Genomic DNA, 17,264 nt, shown 5'->3' with positions numbered 1-17,264 from the left:
GTCATGAATTAATTTTGTTCCACTTAAACGAGTATTAGACTCATTGCGTTAATTTCAATCCTACAACTGCAATTAAAATAAATGAAATAAATAAAATACGTTTCCAGTTTTTTGATTCTTTATAAAAAATCATTCCAACTAACGTCCCGCCAACTGTACCAATGCCGGTCCACACCGCATAAGAAAGCCCCATTGGCAAAGTTTTCATAGCAAGTGCAAGTAAAGTAAAGCTACATGCAAAGGAACCAAATAAAATAGCAAAAGCTCCAATCGAGCGCTTTTGAACGACTTTATTCATGCCGATAACGCCGCTCACTTCAAATAATCCTGCGAAAATTAAATAAAACCAAGCCATTACGCATCCCTCGTTTCTTGTGGTTCATTGGAAACAAGTTTTAATCCGATTACCCCAACAAGGAGAAGAGCAATAAATCCGATTTTAGCCAGACTAAGTGGTTCGTTGAAAATGATCGTTTCCACGATGACCGTGCCAGCTGTTCCGATTCCAGTAAATACTGCATAAACCGTCGCAACAGGGAGCTTGTCATTCGCAATAATTAAAATATAAAATGATAGGACAATCAGTACGACGACCCCGCCCCACATCCAAAGGGTGGACGCATATTTCAACCCCATTGCCCAAATAATTTCTATTAAGCCAGCTAAAAAAACAAGTAGCCAATATTTCGTCATGATGCTTCACCTCAGTTTTTTACTTGCTTCAGCAAACGGATTTGTTCCGAAAGCGAAGCGACAGAACTCCTTCACTTCTATAAGTAGGAGATAAATGCCAAATATAACCTTGATTCAGTGTAGCTTCAAACCTTGCTGAATCAAGTAAAGCCCGGAGGATGTCACAGATTTTGAAGGGGAGTTTTTCGAGCGGACTCGAAAAAAATCTGGACGCAATTACGCCTAAGCGTAATTGATTCCCCGATAAAATACAGTCCAGCTCGCGTGCAATCTCTTTTCGAAACGCTCCTTACCTCCGTAGAGCAATTCAACAAATAAGCTATCGAGCAAGGCTAAATAACTAATAGCTGCTTCACGTGGCGTAACGGCGATTGATTGCGATTTAAAAAAGTGCGTAAACTGTTGTTCAAGGCTGTCTAAATAAAAATAAACATGTTCCATTAGTTGTTTTTCCAAATGCATTGGAGGGAAGAAGGCGGAACGTAAAAAGAATTTCGTTACATCTTGCCCAGCATAGCGCAAATCGCAAGCATGTAAAAGTTGAAATAAAGTTTCCTCCATCTCTTCTTTTTTATTCTTTTCGATGAACTGTTCGACATAGGCAAGTTCGAATTCCATTGCTTCTTTTGAAAGGGTCATGTATAGCTCATCTTTACTTTTAAAATACGAATAGATGGACTGCTTTTTTATGCCGACCTCTTCCGCAATTTGCGCTAATGAACCACCTTCATAACCGTTTTCTGCAAAGCTCTTAAATGCAGCTGCTTTAATTTTTTGAATGGTCATTGTATCACCTTCCTAACGTTCGTCAGTTAAAAATAACATAATGCGATTGTCGTGACAAGTACAATGATTTAAACTGAAGAAAATAAGGTATAAAAGAGGGAGTAATAATGAACCGATGTGCATGGGTTAAATTAGATGAACCAATTTATGTTACGTATCACGACGAGGAATGGGGTGTGCCTGTTTACGACGATCGCCACCTTTTTGAAATGCTATGCTTAGAGGGCGCACAAGCTGGACTGAGCTGGTTGACAATTTTAAAAAAACGACAAGGATACCGCGATGCATTTGATCAATTTGATGCGGAAAAAATCATTCATTATGATGATGTAAAATTAGCTGAATTAAAAGAAAATCCTGCGATTATACGCAATCGTTTAAAAATCAAAAGTGTCGTCACGAATGCCAACGCCTTTTTGGCTATGCAGCAAAAGCACGGCACCTTTTCAAACTATATATGGTCCTTTGTAGACGGACAACCGATTATTAATCATTGGCAAAGTATTACGGAAGTACCGATTACGACCGAAATAAGTGATCGTATGAGTAAGCAATTAAAAAAAGACGGCTTCAAATTTGTCGGCAGTACAATTTGCTATTCCTTTATGCAAGCAGTTGGTATGGTGAATGATCATACGATGGATTGCCTTTGTCGGAAATAAGGAACAACCGTAAAAAGGAACAACTCGTACAACTTTTTGCTGCCCTCAGAAATTATGATTTAGTATTATGTAGGCACATTTTTCAAGAACAATTACGCCTAACATCCTATTGCACGCCGAAAACTGCACATACTGTGTGTATACACAGTATGTGCTAATACCTAATTTCGAATATTTTGTCTGTGTCACTTGACTCAATTTTCATTTTTTTCATAATTATCACCTTTCATAAAAGGGGATACAGCTTATAATCGAAGTAATGAAGTAGTAGGGGGGTATGGCAGATGACTGAAGTAAAAACTATTGAACCACTCGTAAAAGAAAATCCATCATCATTGCAACAATTGATTGAACGTCTTAAGCCATTACATGTAATTTTATCGCAAAACTCTTACGTGAAAGATACAACACGTCGGCTAAAACGAATTATTGATGATTCAGAAAGCCAACCAATGTTGCTTATATTAGGGAAAGAGCGCGTAGGAAAAACAACATTAATTAATGGTTTATTAGGTCGTGCATTATTTACTGGGGGCACAGACCAGCCTACGAGCATTAATACATTTATCCGTTTTGGTGAACAGGAGTGCATTAAAGCCTTCTTCTTAGACGGTGTTATTGCTACATTTGATATTTCGAAATTGCATTTAATTACAGTATCTGATACGTTTAGTGCCCAAATTATTCGAGAACATTTAGATTATATTGAAGTGTATATTAAACATGATTTATTGAAATCTGTAACGATTGTAGATTCCGTAGCACTTGAAGTAGGACCAAATAACACAGCTTATTTTTCTCAAACATTGTTACAACGTGTAGATGAAGTATTTTGGGTACTTCGAAATGGTTCACCCGCAACGGATGATGAAATCAATTTACTGAAGAAAATGGAAACGTTTGCGATTACACCCCATTTTATTGTCAACGGGATTGACCAAGAAGGCGGGAATGTTGCTGCCTTTATCGAATCGGAAAAAGCACGCTACGGACATTCGATCGGTGATATTGTATCTGTGTCTGCATTGCAGGCGTTAGAAGCGCGCAAGACGCATAATATGCAACTACTGATCGACTCGCGTATTACGGAACTGACGCAATTAATTCATCATATCGTAAGTGATAAGCAGAAGAAAACGCGCCATGTTTCAGAGCAACTCATTCATTGGTTGGAGCGCCTTCGAAAAGAAGTTGAAATGATTCCGACTCGAGAGCCATATATTTCAGCTTTTGAAAGTGTAGAGCGCCATAATTCTGAAGCGGAGTTTGAATTTACTCGCCAACAGCGTGATCGGGCGTTGATTTCCTCATATGAAGAAGAGTATGAGAATGTAAGTGTTATTTTTAGTAATGTACAAACGCTGTATCAGCTCCTGCAAAAATTAGCGAGCGAATTATACTTACGAGATGCAGAAGTTGAAAAGTATGAAGAACATGCGGCGTTGTATCAACAATTCGTGCGAGATTATCGGAAATTGCACGGGGAATATTCGATGGAATACACGCGCTTTGAAAAGCAATATAAAAAATTGTCTGGAAAATCTTTAGCCTTCCCAATTGTTGACCCTGAAAATGAAGAATTCCTAAAGGATCGTATTGCAACACTAAATAAAATTCAACAACAATGCATTGAAAAATTAGAAGCAATTCAAAGATATGAAGTTTTCGTTTGTGGAAATTTATATGCGGTTCAAAATCGTTTAAATGAACTTGCTACAAAGCGATTAAAATCGATTGTTTCCCAGTTAAGTGATTTAAACATTCAACGAAAAAATGAACGAATCTTCCTAAAGTCTTATGTGAATAAGCTAGCTGAATTCAATTGCATTGTGGAAGCACAAGGCTTTTTACGCGATGCGGTATTACCTTATATGGAAGGGGAGGAATTGCCTCTTTCTGAGCAGGAAAAACTACATGTTCGCAATACAATCGAGTGTATTTGTGCGGTAGATTTAACGCACAAAGCATTGTATAATCGCTCCACAATTCCAGAGCCAGATGATTTAATGGCACAGCTCGAATTTGAATCGAAATACAAACTAGTTGGCCTTAGCTTAACGGAATCGGATGTCAAGTCCGACCTACCAGAAGCGCCGAACGAATTGAAGATCTAATACAAAAGCCGCAAGTACAGGACCATTTCCTTACACTTGCGGCTTCGTTTTATTTATTTAGCAGAACCACTAATAAAAGCTTCATCTTGATAATACATATTTTTAACTAACACATTAGGGCCTAAGCATTTTACAGCAGGACAGTGGCAGTTTAAGCTTTTCGCAATGTCTGTAGCAAGCCATTTATCAAATACGGCTGGCAGAGAATCGTTTTGAATATTGCCAAGTGCTGGCGTATCGCCAAAGTCTGTCACGATGACCTCGCCTGTAAAGATATTAATATTTAAACGCGAGCGCCCATCGGGATCATTACGTAATGTGACGTTTTTTGCCTCACGTAGCCTTTGTAATAGCTTTTGGTCTTCTTCATTTGAACTACATGGATAGAATGGGAGCGTCCCAAATAACATCCACGTATTTTCATCGCGCGCATCGAGTATTTGATGAATCGCTTCACGTGTTTCTTCTAGAGATAACGAACTAAGGGTAGAGGCGAAATCAGAAGGGTACATAGGGTGAATTTCATGTCTTGCGCACTTCATTTCCTCCACAATTTGGCGGTGAATATGGTCTAAATAAGGCAATGTTTTTTTGTTAAGCATCGTTTCAGCGGATACCATCACGCCATTTTCTGCAAGCATTTTTGAATTATCAATCATGCGTTGGAACAGGGCCGCTCTTTGCTCCACAGTTGGTTTTCGGTCCATCATCGCAAAGCCAGTCTCCACAAATTCCTCAATCGTTCCCCAGTTATGCGAAATATGTAGTACATCTAAATACGGCGCAATTTCTAAATAACGTGCACCGTCCATCGTTAAATTGGAGTTCATCTGTGTTCGGACGCCGCGCTTATGCGCATATTTTAGTAATGGTAATACATAATTTTGAATCGACTTTTTACTCATCATTGGCTCGCCCCCAGTAATAGAGAGCGTTTGTAAATGTGGAATTTCGTCTAAGCGCTGTATTAGGAGCTCAATTGGTAAAGCGTCTGGATCTTTCGTTTGGAGCGTATAACCGACCGCGCAATGTGCACAGCGCATATTACAAAGATTCGTCGTTGTAAATTCAATATTCGATAGGGTCATTTGCCCATGTTTTTCGATATCTAAATACGCTTCCCACGGATCGTAGCTCGGCGTGATTTTAGTTAAAGTGGTCATAATTTGTACATCTTCCTTTCTAACAATCTATTTTCTCATAAATTGAGTACTTTGCAAATGAAAGGCAGTCATTATTCCTTTCTTTTTAGTACATATTTATAAAATAGTGATGTAATAAATAAACTAATAAAAAATGAATCGATTATCCGAACGACAACGATTCCGTAACTTAAAATTGAAATATAGTCGATGATATACCAGAAAAATACGATGACTAGTGTTAAAAGTATAAGAGATAGCCAAAAGAAGAGTTTTTGTTTCGTCTGGATGTTCGTCTTTTTTTGTTTTTGTGATGAAGCCCTAACATACAAATAACTCACGATTAAAATTAATCCGAATAATGTACTCCCATGCTGTAAAAATTTATACAATGGGATATCAAAACCGGAAATTGTAAACGTATTTGCTAAAATCGTAGGGAATTTCTGAACCATATAGCCATATTTATGTGTAAAAGAATCCCATGTTACATGCGTTAACATTCCTAATAAAGCACAATACATAAAAATGCTCACTCTTAGTGCGTAATTCGTATGCAAACGCCCTTTTGTATGGTCTTGCAAGGCTACTGGCAAATGATCAAAGAGCGTTCGATGAATAAAGAAATGATAAACGAAATAAAAGAATACAACGAGAGGGAGATTGTAAGTCAAAAATCCCGAAAAGGTATGCCCAATTGCTCCGACTGGTTGCCCTCTTAAAAAATATTCAAAATCAGGTGCCATACTACCTAAAACGAGTGCAGGGAAATGTATGTATTTGCTTTTTCTAGAGAAAGGTAATACGGCAGCTGGATGTGCGAATGTTAATGGCATTAGATTAAACTCCTTCATGTTTTGGTTAGATTGTAAGAACAAGAATCGATTCGATGATACTCAAGGTCCGCGCTAATAAAGCATTATATCATTATTGTAAAATCGTTTGCAGGTTTTTCTAGAATATAAGCCTATTTAGTAATAACGGAATATAGGTCCATACATTAGCAATTATTTAAACAATTAAAGGACTTAGTTTATACATGAAAACTAAGTCCTTTTACTATTATTTCGGTTAATTTTACTAAGATGAATAGGATCAATATAGTGTGTCTAGACGACTTTTAATTTGTTCGCCCATCGCGTCATTTGTACGTCATTAATCTTGTACTTTTTTCGTGTATTTAAAAATCTGAAAAAGAAAGTAAATAGAGTACACAATTAGAATCAATACAATAAAAACGCTAACAAAATTAAAACGATAAAAAATAACTTCTCTTTCAAGAACAATGACAGTAATTAGAAAGAGAAGCAAAAATGCATTCGATATCAATTCAAGTAATTGCCTTTTTCGTTTAAAAATTGCAAGAAGAAGAAATTTGGAGGTAAGTATTAAAGTTAAAATAAAAAAGTATAATTGCATTTCGTTGTCAAATGTAAAATATAACAGCATAATTCACCTCGTTTATTTTCTCATTGTATCAAAAAAATGGAACTTCACACCAATATTTACAGTGTTATTTCTACCGATTTTTAGCGTAATAAGAGCATTTTTTATTCAAGAATTTCAATGGCAAACAAGATTTCGTAGCTACGGTCTTAGAATGGTATACTCACTTAAAAGGAGTGAAATGATGTTTTTCTTAACAAGTAAACGACAGGAAGAATTCGACGCAGCATTTACATACCCATTTGAAGAAGAGCCTGATGCTGAATTTGAAGATATTCTATATGAGCAGCTAACCAGGCTTATGGTTGTCTTACCACAAAAGTTTCTGCCAGGAATTATTGAACGAACTCTGTTTCGAAATGTTATTTTAATGGAAGAGTTTGAAGAATGGTGCAATGTGACAGTGGAGGAGTTCACAACAAAGGGGAATGCGATACATGACAAGCGTAAAGCCATTGTTGAACGCTTTAATCCATCTGCACAAACTATTTTTTTACAATCTTTGCATGATGGTGAAATTTTAAATGCGGAGCAACATGGAAATAATTTTAAGCTTCTATTAGATATGAGTGGTGGGTTTACAGTCGAGTCAATTGTGCAGTTAGTTTTCCATGATACACAAACAGAAGGGAAGCTTGAAGGCTATTATGTGTATGACGAACTAATTGAGAACGAGGGGGGATTTGCATTACGAGTTTTATCTAGTTTTGGTAGCCCTTATGCGCAGTGGACGATTTTCTTCAAAGATGTGACAGCAAAATACTTGTATCGTCCAGCAATTTATACTGAACCAGGAGAAGTTACTACTTGGGATGCATATGTTATGGCGTTAAACGAAAATGACAAATACTATATTGTGAAAGATATGGACTTTGAAGAAATTAATTTGGCTCATCTTTCGCAAACGGACAAGGGGATTTTTGCTGGGGGGGAATTACTAGGTGATACCTTTGAGGAGGCAATAGAGCGTATTTATTGTGCAACTTATGAAGATCCATATGCTCATTTTAGTGAGCCAATTCCGACTAATGAGTTGTTATTTGCTCTGTTTGATATAGACCAAAATATACGCGTACGTGCCTTCAACACAATTTTTGCACTAGGTGAGGATGTCGCGTATATCGTTAATGATGCGCTACGTAAAGCCGAAGTAAATGCAGATGAAAATATTTATTTTGACATTATAGCGAGCCATTTCAATCAACTCGGTTGTTTAGAAGATGATGTAAAACTGAAATGGATTAGGGAATAAGAAAAGTGCTGTTCAAAAACGTTCTACGATTGAACAGCCTTTTGGTTTTTAATGAATACCTAAAAAAAATACCTTATTCATTCACTTCATCAAACGTATGGGAGATGAGGCTATTATTTTCACTATAAAACTTTTCTCCAAATGAATTTTCAACGGATGTTCGAACAAGTTCAATTTTGGAATGATTAATCGCTTGCACATTGTAGTTAAAACGCTCATTTTGAATGATACAATCGGTCGCATGAAGAGAAGAGTGGTTTTGTACATAAAAATCCGATTCATGACCTTCTGTAATTTGAGTAGCAGAAAGCTCGACGGTGGAATCTGTGTCCATCCAAATTTGCGAGTACTTATGGTTGGAAATAAACGAATCTTGGATGAACGCTTCCGCATTATTTTCGATAATGAATCCATTGCGCTCGCCTTGCAGCAACTCACTATTTTTAAAAATGAGTGAGCTATCATTAATGACGATCTGTGGCATTTGATGCGCGGAAATTTGACTTTCAAAAATTTCGAGGGACGCATCCTTCAGCACTTTAATGGCATTACCCGTACCGCCGCTAATTATTGAACGATGAATGGTTGCTTTCGTCCGACCAACAAGTTCAATTTGTGTACCTAAAGCATTATTGAATGTGGAATCATGTACATTCAACTGACAATCTTCCAACATAAAAATGCTTTTCCCACCCGTAAACTCACTGTTCGAAATAGCTACGTTTGCCTGTTCTTTACCTGCAATATGCGGCATGGAATTGTCTTGAAATTGACAGTTTTCAATCGTCATGTTGGCTTGATTGGCAGCGAGTATCCCATTGCCTTTATTGTTCCTTAATTCGGATTCCATCATCACTAATTCTGCACCAATGACCGTGGCTCCTGAATTGTCGTTTTTAGTTATGACGCTTGCGACGACCGATACAGAAGCCTCTTTTTCCACGAAGATTCCCACTTGCTTGCCATCTTTAATCGTGGAATCTTTTAACGAGCAAATCGATTTTTCCGTGACAAATAATTGCGATAAGACATTCGCTGCAAAGGTTGTTTGACTAAAATTAAGAATTGATTTTTCCCGCACTTGTACGCCCACGCCTTGGCAGTTTATGATTTGGCAGTCTGTCATGTGAAGCAACGATTCCATTGTCAGCTGAATATTTGCAATGCTGTGGGAGGAAAAAAGCGTATTTGAAATGGTTCCCTCAGCGAATTCCCTTAGCATTAATCCAGATTCCTGCCCGTGTTGAATGAAGCAACGATCGAGCTGAAATTTACTCTTTTGAATCCATAATTGTGGCAAGTGATGATGTTGCATCGTTGTTTCGGTAAGCGTGACCAATGTATGTTCAGTTGCATAAATCCCATTGCCATCTCCATGCTCAATCGTACTTCCGCAATCGGTTAACGTAGACTCGCTTTGAACAATGATTTGTGTGCCGGAATGGTTATGAATTTTGACATTTTCGGTTGAAATATGCGACTGCGTTTTTGCCCATATCGCATGACGTGCATTTGAAAATTCACTATTTTTAATTTCAACGGTCGAATTTTCTGCTAATAGATGTGCTTTTTCATTATTGTCAAATGTACAGTGTATAAATGATGCATGACTTTGATTGATTAGGGCAATTGCGATGTCGTTTGCATTGGAGAAGGTGCAGTCTACAAACGTTGCCTTTCCGCTGTTGAGTGAGAGGATAACATTAGACAATAAGCCATTAAATGTACAGTTTTTGACGGTAAGTTCACCTTCTACTAAAATTTGCATCGTTGGATAAATCGCCATATTTTCGAGTGTTGCATGGCCCGATTTTGGAATAATGATGACCCCTTCAACGAATACAGGATTTGTCACATGACCGCATATCGTAACATGCTCAAGTATTGTGATAGATTCCTTATATTTTCCACCAGCAAGATGGATTTGATCGCCTCCCTGTGCTTTTTCCAATGCGCGTTTTACCGTTTTTATTTTGGAAAAAATAGAAGTAGATACTTTAATTATTGACATAAAAAACCTCCTACTCGTCATGCTCTACCATTTATATTCACTAATTTTACTGAAATTAATCAAGTTGATGAAAATTTAGATGCTTAAATCGCAAAATAGCATTAATTACGTATCAACTACAGTTTTACCTTTATATGTGTAAGCGAGTCCATTTATTAAAAAAATAGCGAGGAAATCAGAGTGTTCAATAATGAATGGACAAAAAAAATCATATAAATGTTTAAAAAGCGCTAGAGAAGTGAAAATTTAGTAAAGCGGACCATTGAATCACTTTTAAGGTGCGGTTTTGAAGGGAAGGGGCGTTTCGTATGTTAAATAAACAATTACTTGTGATCCAGCAACATTTAAATGAGAAATTTTTTGACCGTGAAGTTGAAATAGAGGCGTTATTGACTGCACTTCTTTCAAAACAACATATTTTGTTTATTGGTCCTGCAGGGACGGGGAAAAGTGCGTTATCCGCGATGCTCGGTGAAATTGTAGAAGATAGCCATTATTTTCAGCATTTATTGACACCGTTTAGTACACCCGAAGAACTTTTCGGAATGTTGTCATTGAAAGATTTAGAGCAAGGCATTTATAAACGAAATGTAAAAAGTATGTTGCCAGAAGCTCATTTTGCTTTTATTGATGAAATCTTTAAGGCTAATTCAGCTATTTTAAATTCCTTATTAACGTTAATTAATGAGCGTGTTTACTATAATAACGGCGTTCCGATTGCCTCTCCATTAATGACATTAGTCGGGTCTTCGAATGAATACATTGAGGACGGGGAAGGCTTAGAGGCACTTTTTGACCGTTTTTTATTGCGTTATGAAGTAAATTATATTCGTGAAGATACAGCCTTTGTTGCGATGTTAAAAGATGAGCAACCGATACGAATTCCAAAAATGACACTTCAGGAACTTTCCAATCATCAAGCGTATGTTTCGCGTATTCATATTTCAGACACGATTTACAAAACGATTGCGAAAATACGCAAAGGTCTTTATGACGAAGGGATTCGCCCGTCAGATCGCCGCTTTAAACAATCATTATCCATTTTAAAAGCAAAAGCCTACATGGCAAGCCGAATGGAAGTCCAACAGGAAGATGTCCTCATTTTGGCGAATGTATTATGGGAGACGGTTGATCAAAAAATGAGGACAGAAGAAATTATTCATGAGCTGGCTTTTGATACAGTCGAAACGTTCATTCACCGTGTACAATATGAGTTTGAAGGAATTTTAATGAATGCGCAAAGCACGATGATGAGCAAGACGCCATTTGCACGTACCGCTTTGAGCGAGCTCCTTATGCAAGGGAAAACGCTATTTATAGAAGTGCAAAATATGAATCGCCAAATACCGAACCGTCCAGAATTACAAACATTAAAAAATGATATGCATAAACGACTACTTCAAATGACGACAGAAGTCATTGGTTTTTAAGTAACAGAGGAAGGAGGGAGACCGGTGCTGTATAGTCATTCGATTTTTGATATTTCAACGGATCAGCAATTGCGCTTTAATGCGTTGCTAAAAATGGCGACAATGCTGCGGGAATGCTGTTTGGAAGGAGAGCAAATGTTACCAGGCTTTACGAATTTAGTTGGGGATTGCTGGACGGCTTTTTTTGCATTACAGCCGCAAGTAAAAGACGTGATGGAACAGGATGCAATCCAACATGATTTTATCATCAATTTATTGAAAAATGAAGCGTACAGGCGTTGGCACACTTTAACGAAAGGCGACGAACTACTCAGTGTTTTAACGGCAGTCGGAGTGGTGGAGCAAATGATAGCAACCCTTCAAAAATCGCAAGTGATGCAGCAACAAAGGGCAGCCGAGCATGTAAAAGAATTAATCCAAAATCAACTCAATCAACTACGAAAAAGCCAATCTGGCACCACACTTTCAGACGAAGCGAGATACCACCAATATCACCTTCAAAAAGACATCGAAAAAGAAAATAAAAGAATTAGACAAGCCCGTGAAGAGCTAAAAAACCAAATCAACCAGTTTGATGATGTCTCTATTAGCTCGATCATTACAAGCAATAAAAGTAAAGTTCTGCACACGAAAAATGCCATTGTAGCTGTAGGGACGATGGACGGGAAAAAAGTAGAGCAGCTGCTTTTAACAGATCAATTTGAATTAGTTGAAAAAATTCGTGCGCATAAAAGCTTGCTCCTCATTGCGGAAATGGTCGGACGTTTTAAAAAAATTGCGCATAAAAAGCACAAGATGAAGGAAAAACAAACGATGGCGCGGCAAAATATTTCGATTGGTCAGGAAGTTTCGAGATTGTTGCCATCGGAGCTTGCAAACTTTATTTTACCCTCGAGTAAGCTTGATTTCTTACGGCGCTATGGGGAACAACAAACGTTTATCTTTGATACAAAAGGGAAAGAGAAGAATGGGAGAGGACCGATTATTATTTGCATGGACGAAAGCAGCTCGATGAACGCGATAAAAGAGCAAAGTAAAGCCTTTTGCATCACGCTCCTTATGATTGCACGGCAGCAAAAGAGAGATTTCGCCATTATTCCATTTGCAAGTGGTGTTGGGGAAGTACAACTCTTTAAAAGAGGACAAGCTACATCCCAACAAATTATGGATTTTAGCGAACGTTTTTTAGGTGGCGGCACTAACTATGAACACCCGTTGCGAGAAGCATTGAATATTTTATTGAAAAATGAGTTTAATAAGGCGGATATTTTATTTGTCACGGATGGCTCCAGCTTTTTACCAACGAGCTTTATCGATGAATTTAATGAAATCAAAAAGCAAAAACAATTTGAATGCTCGGCTATTGTGTTAACGAATTTATTTAATGCCGTAGATTTAACGTTAGTCGAAAGATTTTCGGATCATATAATGGAAGTAAATGAGCTATTTGAAGCGGAGGATGCGTTTGTTTTCTAACTTTACCTTTACAATCTATATAAATTCAACAAAAGTTTCTACCTATTCATTGTAAGTATTCTGATAAAGTATTTGCTAGTTTAGGCTGGCTAAGCACATGAGGCGCACAGCTTTGTTGTCACAAATCTACACGACTCATCTTTGTGCTTTGTGCAAGGCCAGCCTATTTTAAAGTATTTCCGTTCTAAAAAGCTTCCTCAATTAAGTGCGTCGCTGCCGTGGGAGGCGACGTCATCGGAAAATAGGTTACCCTCCGAATTGGGAAAATCAAATACGCCTTCATTTTTTGTGCTAAAGGAACAGAGATTCTACGACATTTATACATGATTGAAATGGAAATCAACTCCACCTTTTTCAAAAAGGATTTTTAATTATTGGATTTTTTTATTAAACATATATAGTCAAACAATCAAATGTCTCTTACAATAAGCATGAGCAATTGTTTGAGGAGGAATTTTTTTGTTTACAGATTATTCGACATTACTAGAGGCTTTACCTGAGCAGCGGGCACAGTTCGTAAAAGGACAAGATGCAATTTTTGATACGATTTTGATGAATGTAGGTCATATGGAATCAGCTATTCGAGATCAGCAAAATTACCGCCTATTTATTCAATTACTATCTGAAAGTACTATACCGGCAACTATTTTACATCATTATGTTGATTATTTGGGTGCAGAAAAAGGTTTGCTTTTTGAAATTACTACAACGAATCCATCGGCAGTCATCCAGCGCTCATATTCTGCATTATTTTTAACGGCTATCGTTAACGCGGATCGTCAACTTGGTATTTTAACAGCTGAAGAAGTAGAACATCTTACAATTGCTGCGATCCAGCTTTTTGAGAAAGAACAAGATTTTCGCAGCTATATAGATGAAACAACGGGCTGGGCACATAGTATCGCACATACAGCCGATCTTCTTTGTGCGATTATCGGGCATCCACATTTTCATATTCGTTTTACGTCACATATTTTACAAGCGATTCGTACAAACTTGTGGAAGGGCTATGTATTTCAAGACGACGAAGAGGAGCGATTTACGAAAATTGTTATGGCACTTATGGCAAAAGGGATTGAGGATGCACTTTTTAATGAATGGACCACGCAGTTGTTTGACCGTTTAGAAATGGTTGCCTATGAGCGTGGCTATGATGCAATGTGGTTTAAAGCGCGGACAAACCTGTTAAATATGATGAAAACGTTCTACTTCTATTTGAAATTCTCGAAGCAATCGGACAAGCTACGGGATACGGTATCCAGCTTTATTCAACAATGGCTAAGACTATCGTAAAAATAATAATTAATGCAAAATGATAAAGAAGAATGAAGAGAATTCGAGACAACCGATAATAAATGATGTTATTGTAGAATAATTTTGTATTTCCGATGGGTCATAATTAAAACTTATCGCAAAAGATAATAATAATGCAATTTACTTATGTCGAAGAATGCGCTATCATAGGCGTTGGAGAAAAGAACTTAATTAGCCTTTTCGATTATGAAACTTTAGGGGGAACACCAAAATGGCACAAAACTTACACAACAGCCGCGCTTCATTTGAAGTAAACGGTAAGTCTTATAACTACTTCCGTTTAGCTGCTATTGAAGAAGCTGGTATCGCAAACGTATCACGCCTACCTTATTCAATCAAAGTATTATTAGAATCAGTATTACGTCAATACGACGGTTACGTAATTAAAGAAGAGCACGTAAACGAATTAGCTAAATGGGGTAAAGATGCAAACACTGAAGCAGAAGTACCATTCAAACCATCTCGCGTAGTTTTACAAGACTTCACTGGTGTACCAGTAGTAGTTGACTTAGCTTCTCTACGTTCTGCAATGAAAGAAATGGGTGGCGACCCAGACAAAATTAACCCAGCAATCCCAGTTGACCTTGTAATTGACCACTCAGTACAAGTTGACAAATACGGTAATGCTGCTGCATTAAATGCGAACATGGACCTTGAGTTCGAGCGTAATGCTGAGCGTTATAACTTCTTAAAATGGGCGCAAACTTCTTATGATAACTTCCGCGCTGTACCACCAGCAACTGGTATCGTACACCAAGTTAACTTAGAGTACTTAGCACCAATCGTACACGTTAAAGAAAATGCTGATGGCACTTTCGAAACATTCCCAGACTCAGTAGTAGGTACTGACTCACATACAACAATGATCAACGGTATCGGTGTTCTTGGATGGGGTGTTGGTGGTATCGAAGCTGAAGCTGGTATGCTTGGCCAACCATCATACTTCCCAATCCCAGAAGTTATCGGGGTTAAATTAGTAGGCGAACTTCCAAACGGAACAACAGCTACTGACTTAGCATTAAAAGTTACTCAAGTATTACGAGCAAAAGGTGTAGTAAACAAATTCGTTGAGTTCTTCGGACCTGGCGTACCTGGTTTACCACTTGCTGACCGTGCGACAATTTCAAACATGGCTCCAGAATATGGTGCTACTTGTGGTTTCTTCGCAGTTGACGAAGAATCATTAAATTACATGCGTCTAACTGGCCGTGATGAAGAGCATATCGCTGTTGTAGAAAACTACTTAAAAGCAAATGACATGTTCTTTGATGCAACTTTAGAGCCTGTATACACTGAAGTTTTAGAAATTAACCTTGCTGATATCGAAGCGAACCTTTCTGGTCCAAAACGTCCACAAGATTTAATTCCTTTAACTGACATGAAATCTGTTTACCGTTCATCTGTAGTAGCTCCTCAAGGAACTCAAGGTTTCGGTTTAACAGAAGCTGAATTCGACAAAAAATCTCCTGCTAACTTTGCAGAAGGTACTGTAGAAGTTCCAGCTGGTGCTGTAGCAATCGCTGCAATCACTTCTTGTACAAATACATCTAACCCATACGTTCTTTTAGCAGCTGGTTTAGTAGCTAAAAAAGCAGTTGAGTTAGGCATTAAACCTGCGAAATGGGTTAAAACTTCTTTAGCACCAGGTTCAAAAGTAGTAACTGGTTACTTAGAAGATTCTGGCTTACAAGCATACTTTGATCAAATCGGATTCAACACAGTTGGTTACGGTTGTACAACATGTATCGGTAACTCAGGTCCATTACTTCCAGAAATCGAAGACGCGATTAAATCAAATGACTTATTCGTAACTTCAGTACTTTCTGGTAACCGTAACTTCGAAGGCCGTGTACACCCACTAGTAAAAGCTAACTTCTTAGCTTCACCACCACTAGTAGTTGCATACGCTTTAGCTGGTACTGTTGATATCGACTTACAAAAAGACGCGATCGCTGTAACTCCAGAAGGCAAAGAAGTATTCTTCGCTGATATCTGGCCAACAACTGAAGAAGTTAATGCTGTATTAAACAAAGTAGTTACGCGTGAATTATTCCAAAAAGAATATGAAACAGTATTCACTGCGAATGAAAAATGGAATGCAATCGAGACTTCAACTGAATCTCTTTACACATTCGATGAAAAATCAACTTACATTCAAAACCCACCATTCTTCACGGGTCTTTCTAAAGAGCCAGAAGCAATCAAAGGTCTTGACGGTTTACGCGTAATGGCGAAGTTCGGTGATTCAATCACAACTGACCATATTTCTCCTGCAGGTGCAATCGGTAAAGATACACCAGCTGGTAAATATTTAATCGAAAATGGCGTTGCAATTCGCGACTTCAACTCTTACGGATCTCGTCGTGGTAACCACGAAGTAATGATGCGCGGTACTTTCGCTAACATCCGTATCCGTAACCAAGTTGCTCCAGGTACAGAGGGTGGTTTCACTACTTACTGGCCAACTGGTGAAGTTGAATACATTTATGACGCTTGCATGAAGTACCAAGAAGCTGGCACTGGTTTAGTAGTATTAGCTGGTAACGACTACGGTATGGGTTCATCTCGTGACTGGGCTGCTAAAGGTACATTCTTACTAGGCGTTAAAACTGTAATCGCACAATCTTATGAGCGTATTCACCGTTCAAACTTAGTAATGATGGGTGTTTTACCACTTCAATTCATGGCTGGCGACTCTGCTGATGCTTTAGGATTAAAAGGTGACGAAACAATTTCAGTTAACTTAACTGATGATGTGAAACCACGTGATATCTTAACAGTAACTGCAACTTCTCCAGAAGGTAAAGTAACTGAGTTCAAAGCGTTAGCTCGTTTTGACTCTGAAGTAGAAGTAGATTACTACCGTCACGGCGGTATCCTACAAATGGTATTACGTGCTAAAGCTGCACAACAATAAGCCATTCTATTGATAGAAAAA

The 17,264-nt window shown here is 38.0% G+C and carries 13 protein-coding genes; 7 read left to right on the top strand and 6 right to left on the bottom strand.

The window, feature by feature from the left end; all coding sequences use genetic code 11:
• Positions 1–40: 40 nt before the first annotated feature.
• The 3 genes from MHI10_RS10465 to MHI10_RS10455 form a co-directional block, all read right to left on the bottom strand.
• The gene (locus MHI10_RS10465; RefSeq protein WP_340785255.1) at positions 41–355 is read right to left on the bottom strand and encodes a DMT family transporter; all 315 of its coding nucleotides are present in this window, start codon (positions 353–355) and stop codon (positions 41–43) included.
• Positions 355–693, bottom strand: coding sequence for a DMT family transporter (locus MHI10_RS10460; protein ID WP_340785254.1), 339 nt, complete (start codon positions 691–693; stop codon positions 355–357). Before MHI10_RS10460 ends, MHI10_RS10465 begins: the two co-directional genes overlap by 1 nt.
• A 222-nt stretch (positions 694–915) precedes the next feature.
• Positions 916–1,479: a TetR/AcrR family transcriptional regulator gene (locus MHI10_RS10455; RefSeq protein WP_340785251.1), complete on the bottom strand. Its 564-nt coding sequence runs from the start codon at positions 1,477–1,479 to the stop codon at positions 916–918.
• Between the two features lie 107 nt (positions 1,480–1,586).
• Here MHI10_RS10455 and MHI10_RS10450 point away from each other — a divergent pair, with 107 nt between their 5' ends.
• Positions 1,587–2,141 carry a DNA-3-methyladenine glycosylase I gene (locus tag MHI10_RS10450; protein ID WP_340785250.1) on the top strand — a complete coding sequence of 185 codons (555 nt, stop codon included), beginning with the start codon at positions 1,587–1,589 and terminating at the stop codon, positions 2,139–2,141.
• Between the two features lie 284 nt (positions 2,142–2,425).
• Positions 2,426–4,255: a GTPase gene (locus MHI10_RS10445; protein WP_340785249.1), complete on the top strand. Its 1,830-nt coding sequence runs from the start codon at positions 2,426–2,428 to the stop codon at positions 4,253–4,255.
• A 53-nt stretch (positions 4,256–4,308) separates the two neighbouring features.
• Here the strand turns inward: MHI10_RS10445 and yfkAB are convergent, their stop codons facing one another.
• Together yfkAB and MHI10_RS10435 are read right to left on the bottom strand one after the other, a co-directional pair.
• Entirely contained in the window at positions 4,309–5,418 is a 1,110-nt protein-coding gene (yfkAB, locus tag MHI10_RS10440) for a radical SAM/CxCxxxxC motif protein YfkAB (RefSeq protein WP_340785246.1), read from the bottom strand.
• Between the two features lie 71 nt (positions 5,419–5,489).
• Positions 5,490–6,233 (bottom strand): DUF4184 family protein, encoded by a 744-nt coding sequence (locus MHI10_RS10435; RefSeq protein WP_340785244.1) that lies wholly within the window; start codon positions 6,231–6,233, stop codon positions 5,490–5,492.
• A gap of 794 nt (positions 6,234–7,027) precedes the next feature.
• Between MHI10_RS10435 and MHI10_RS10430 the strand changes: the two genes are divergently transcribed.
• Positions 7,028–8,095: a DUF4085 family protein gene (locus MHI10_RS10430; protein WP_340785242.1), complete on the top strand. Its 1,068-nt coding sequence runs from the start codon at positions 7,028–7,030 to the stop codon at positions 8,093–8,095.
• Positions 8,096–8,168: 73 nt separating this feature from the next.
• Here the strand turns inward: MHI10_RS10430 and MHI10_RS10425 are convergent, their stop codons facing one another.
• Positions 8,169–10,106, bottom strand: coding sequence for a right-handed parallel beta-helix repeat-containing protein (locus tag MHI10_RS10425; RefSeq protein WP_340785239.1), 1,938 nt, complete (start codon positions 10,104–10,106; stop codon positions 8,169–8,171).
• 308 nt (positions 10,107–10,414) lie between these two features.
• On the opposite strand from MHI10_RS10425, the gene MHI10_RS10420 reads away from it, so the two are divergent.
• From MHI10_RS10420 to acnA, 4 genes are all read left to right on the top strand, one after another.
• Entirely contained in the window at positions 10,415–11,536 is a 1,122-nt protein-coding gene (locus tag MHI10_RS10420) for an AAA family ATPase (RefSeq protein ID WP_340785237.1), read from the top strand.
• Positions 11,537–11,560: 24 nt separating this feature from the next.
• Positions 11,561–13,012 carry a vWA domain-containing protein gene (locus tag MHI10_RS10415; protein ID WP_340785233.1) on the top strand — a complete coding sequence of 484 codons (1,452 nt, stop codon included), beginning with the start codon at positions 11,561–11,563 and terminating at the stop codon, positions 13,010–13,012.
• 459 nt (positions 13,013–13,471) lie between these two features.
• Entirely contained in the window at positions 13,472–14,305 is an 834-nt protein-coding gene (locus MHI10_RS10410; protein ID WP_340785231.1) for a DUF2785 domain-containing protein, read from the top strand.
• A gap of 232 nt (positions 14,306–14,537) precedes the next feature.
• The gene (gene acnA, locus MHI10_RS10405) at positions 14,538–17,243 is read left to right on the top strand and encodes an aconitate hydratase AcnA (protein WP_340785228.1); all 2,706 of its coding nucleotides are present in this window, start codon (positions 14,538–14,540) and stop codon (positions 17,241–17,243) included.
• Positions 17,244–17,264: the final 21 nt, after the last annotated feature.

It is taken from the genome of Solibacillus sp. FSL K6-1523 (genome assembly GCF_038005225.1).
In the GTDB taxonomy this organism is placed as follows: domain Bacteria; phylum Bacillota; class Bacilli; order Bacillales_A; family Planococcaceae; genus Solibacillus.
The sequence above is the reverse complement of the archived record's forward strand: the minus strand, read 5'-3'. Positions and strand labels throughout refer to the sequence as shown.

Excerpts from the sequence above, each read along its gene's own strand:
- MHI10_RS10425 (WP_340785239.1), bottom strand. The coding sequence starts at position 10,106 with ATGTCAATAATTAAAGTATCTACTTCTATTTTTTCCAAAATAAAAACG.
- MHI10_RS10460 (WP_340785254.1), bottom strand. The coding sequence starts at position 693 with ATGACGAAATATTGGCTACTTGTTTTTTTAGCTGGCTTAATAGAAATT.
- MHI10_RS10450 (WP_340785250.1), top strand. The coding sequence starts at position 1,587 with ATGAACCGATGTGCATGGGTTAAATTAGATGAACCAATTTATGTTACG.
- MHI10_RS10435 (WP_340785244.1), bottom strand. The coding sequence starts at position 6,233 with ATGCCATTAACATTCGCACATCCAGCTGCCGTATTACCTTTCTCTAGA.
- yfkAB (WP_340785246.1), bottom strand. The coding sequence starts at position 5,418 with ATGACCACTTTAACTAAAATCACGCCGAGCTACGATCCGTGGGAAGCG.
- MHI10_RS10430 (WP_340785242.1), top strand. The coding sequence starts at position 7,028 with ATGTTTTTCTTAACAAGTAAACGACAGGAAGAATTCGACGCAGCATTT.
- MHI10_RS10455 (WP_340785251.1), bottom strand. The coding sequence starts at position 1,479 with ATGACCATTCAAAAAATTAAAGCAGCTGCATTTAAGAGCTTTGCAGAA.
- MHI10_RS10465 (WP_340785255.1), bottom strand. The coding sequence starts at position 355 with ATGGCTTGGTTTTATTTAATTTTCGCAGGATTATTTGAAGTGAGCGGC.
- MHI10_RS10445 (WP_340785249.1), top strand. The coding sequence starts at position 2,426 with ATGACTGAAGTAAAAACTATTGAACCACTCGTAAAAGAAAATCCATCA.
- acnA (WP_340785228.1), top strand. The coding sequence starts at position 14,538 with ATGGCACAAAACTTACACAACAGCCGCGCTTCATTTGAAGTAAACGGT.
- MHI10_RS10420 (WP_340785237.1), top strand. The coding sequence starts at position 10,415 with ATGTTAAATAAACAATTACTTGTGATCCAGCAACATTTAAATGAGAAA.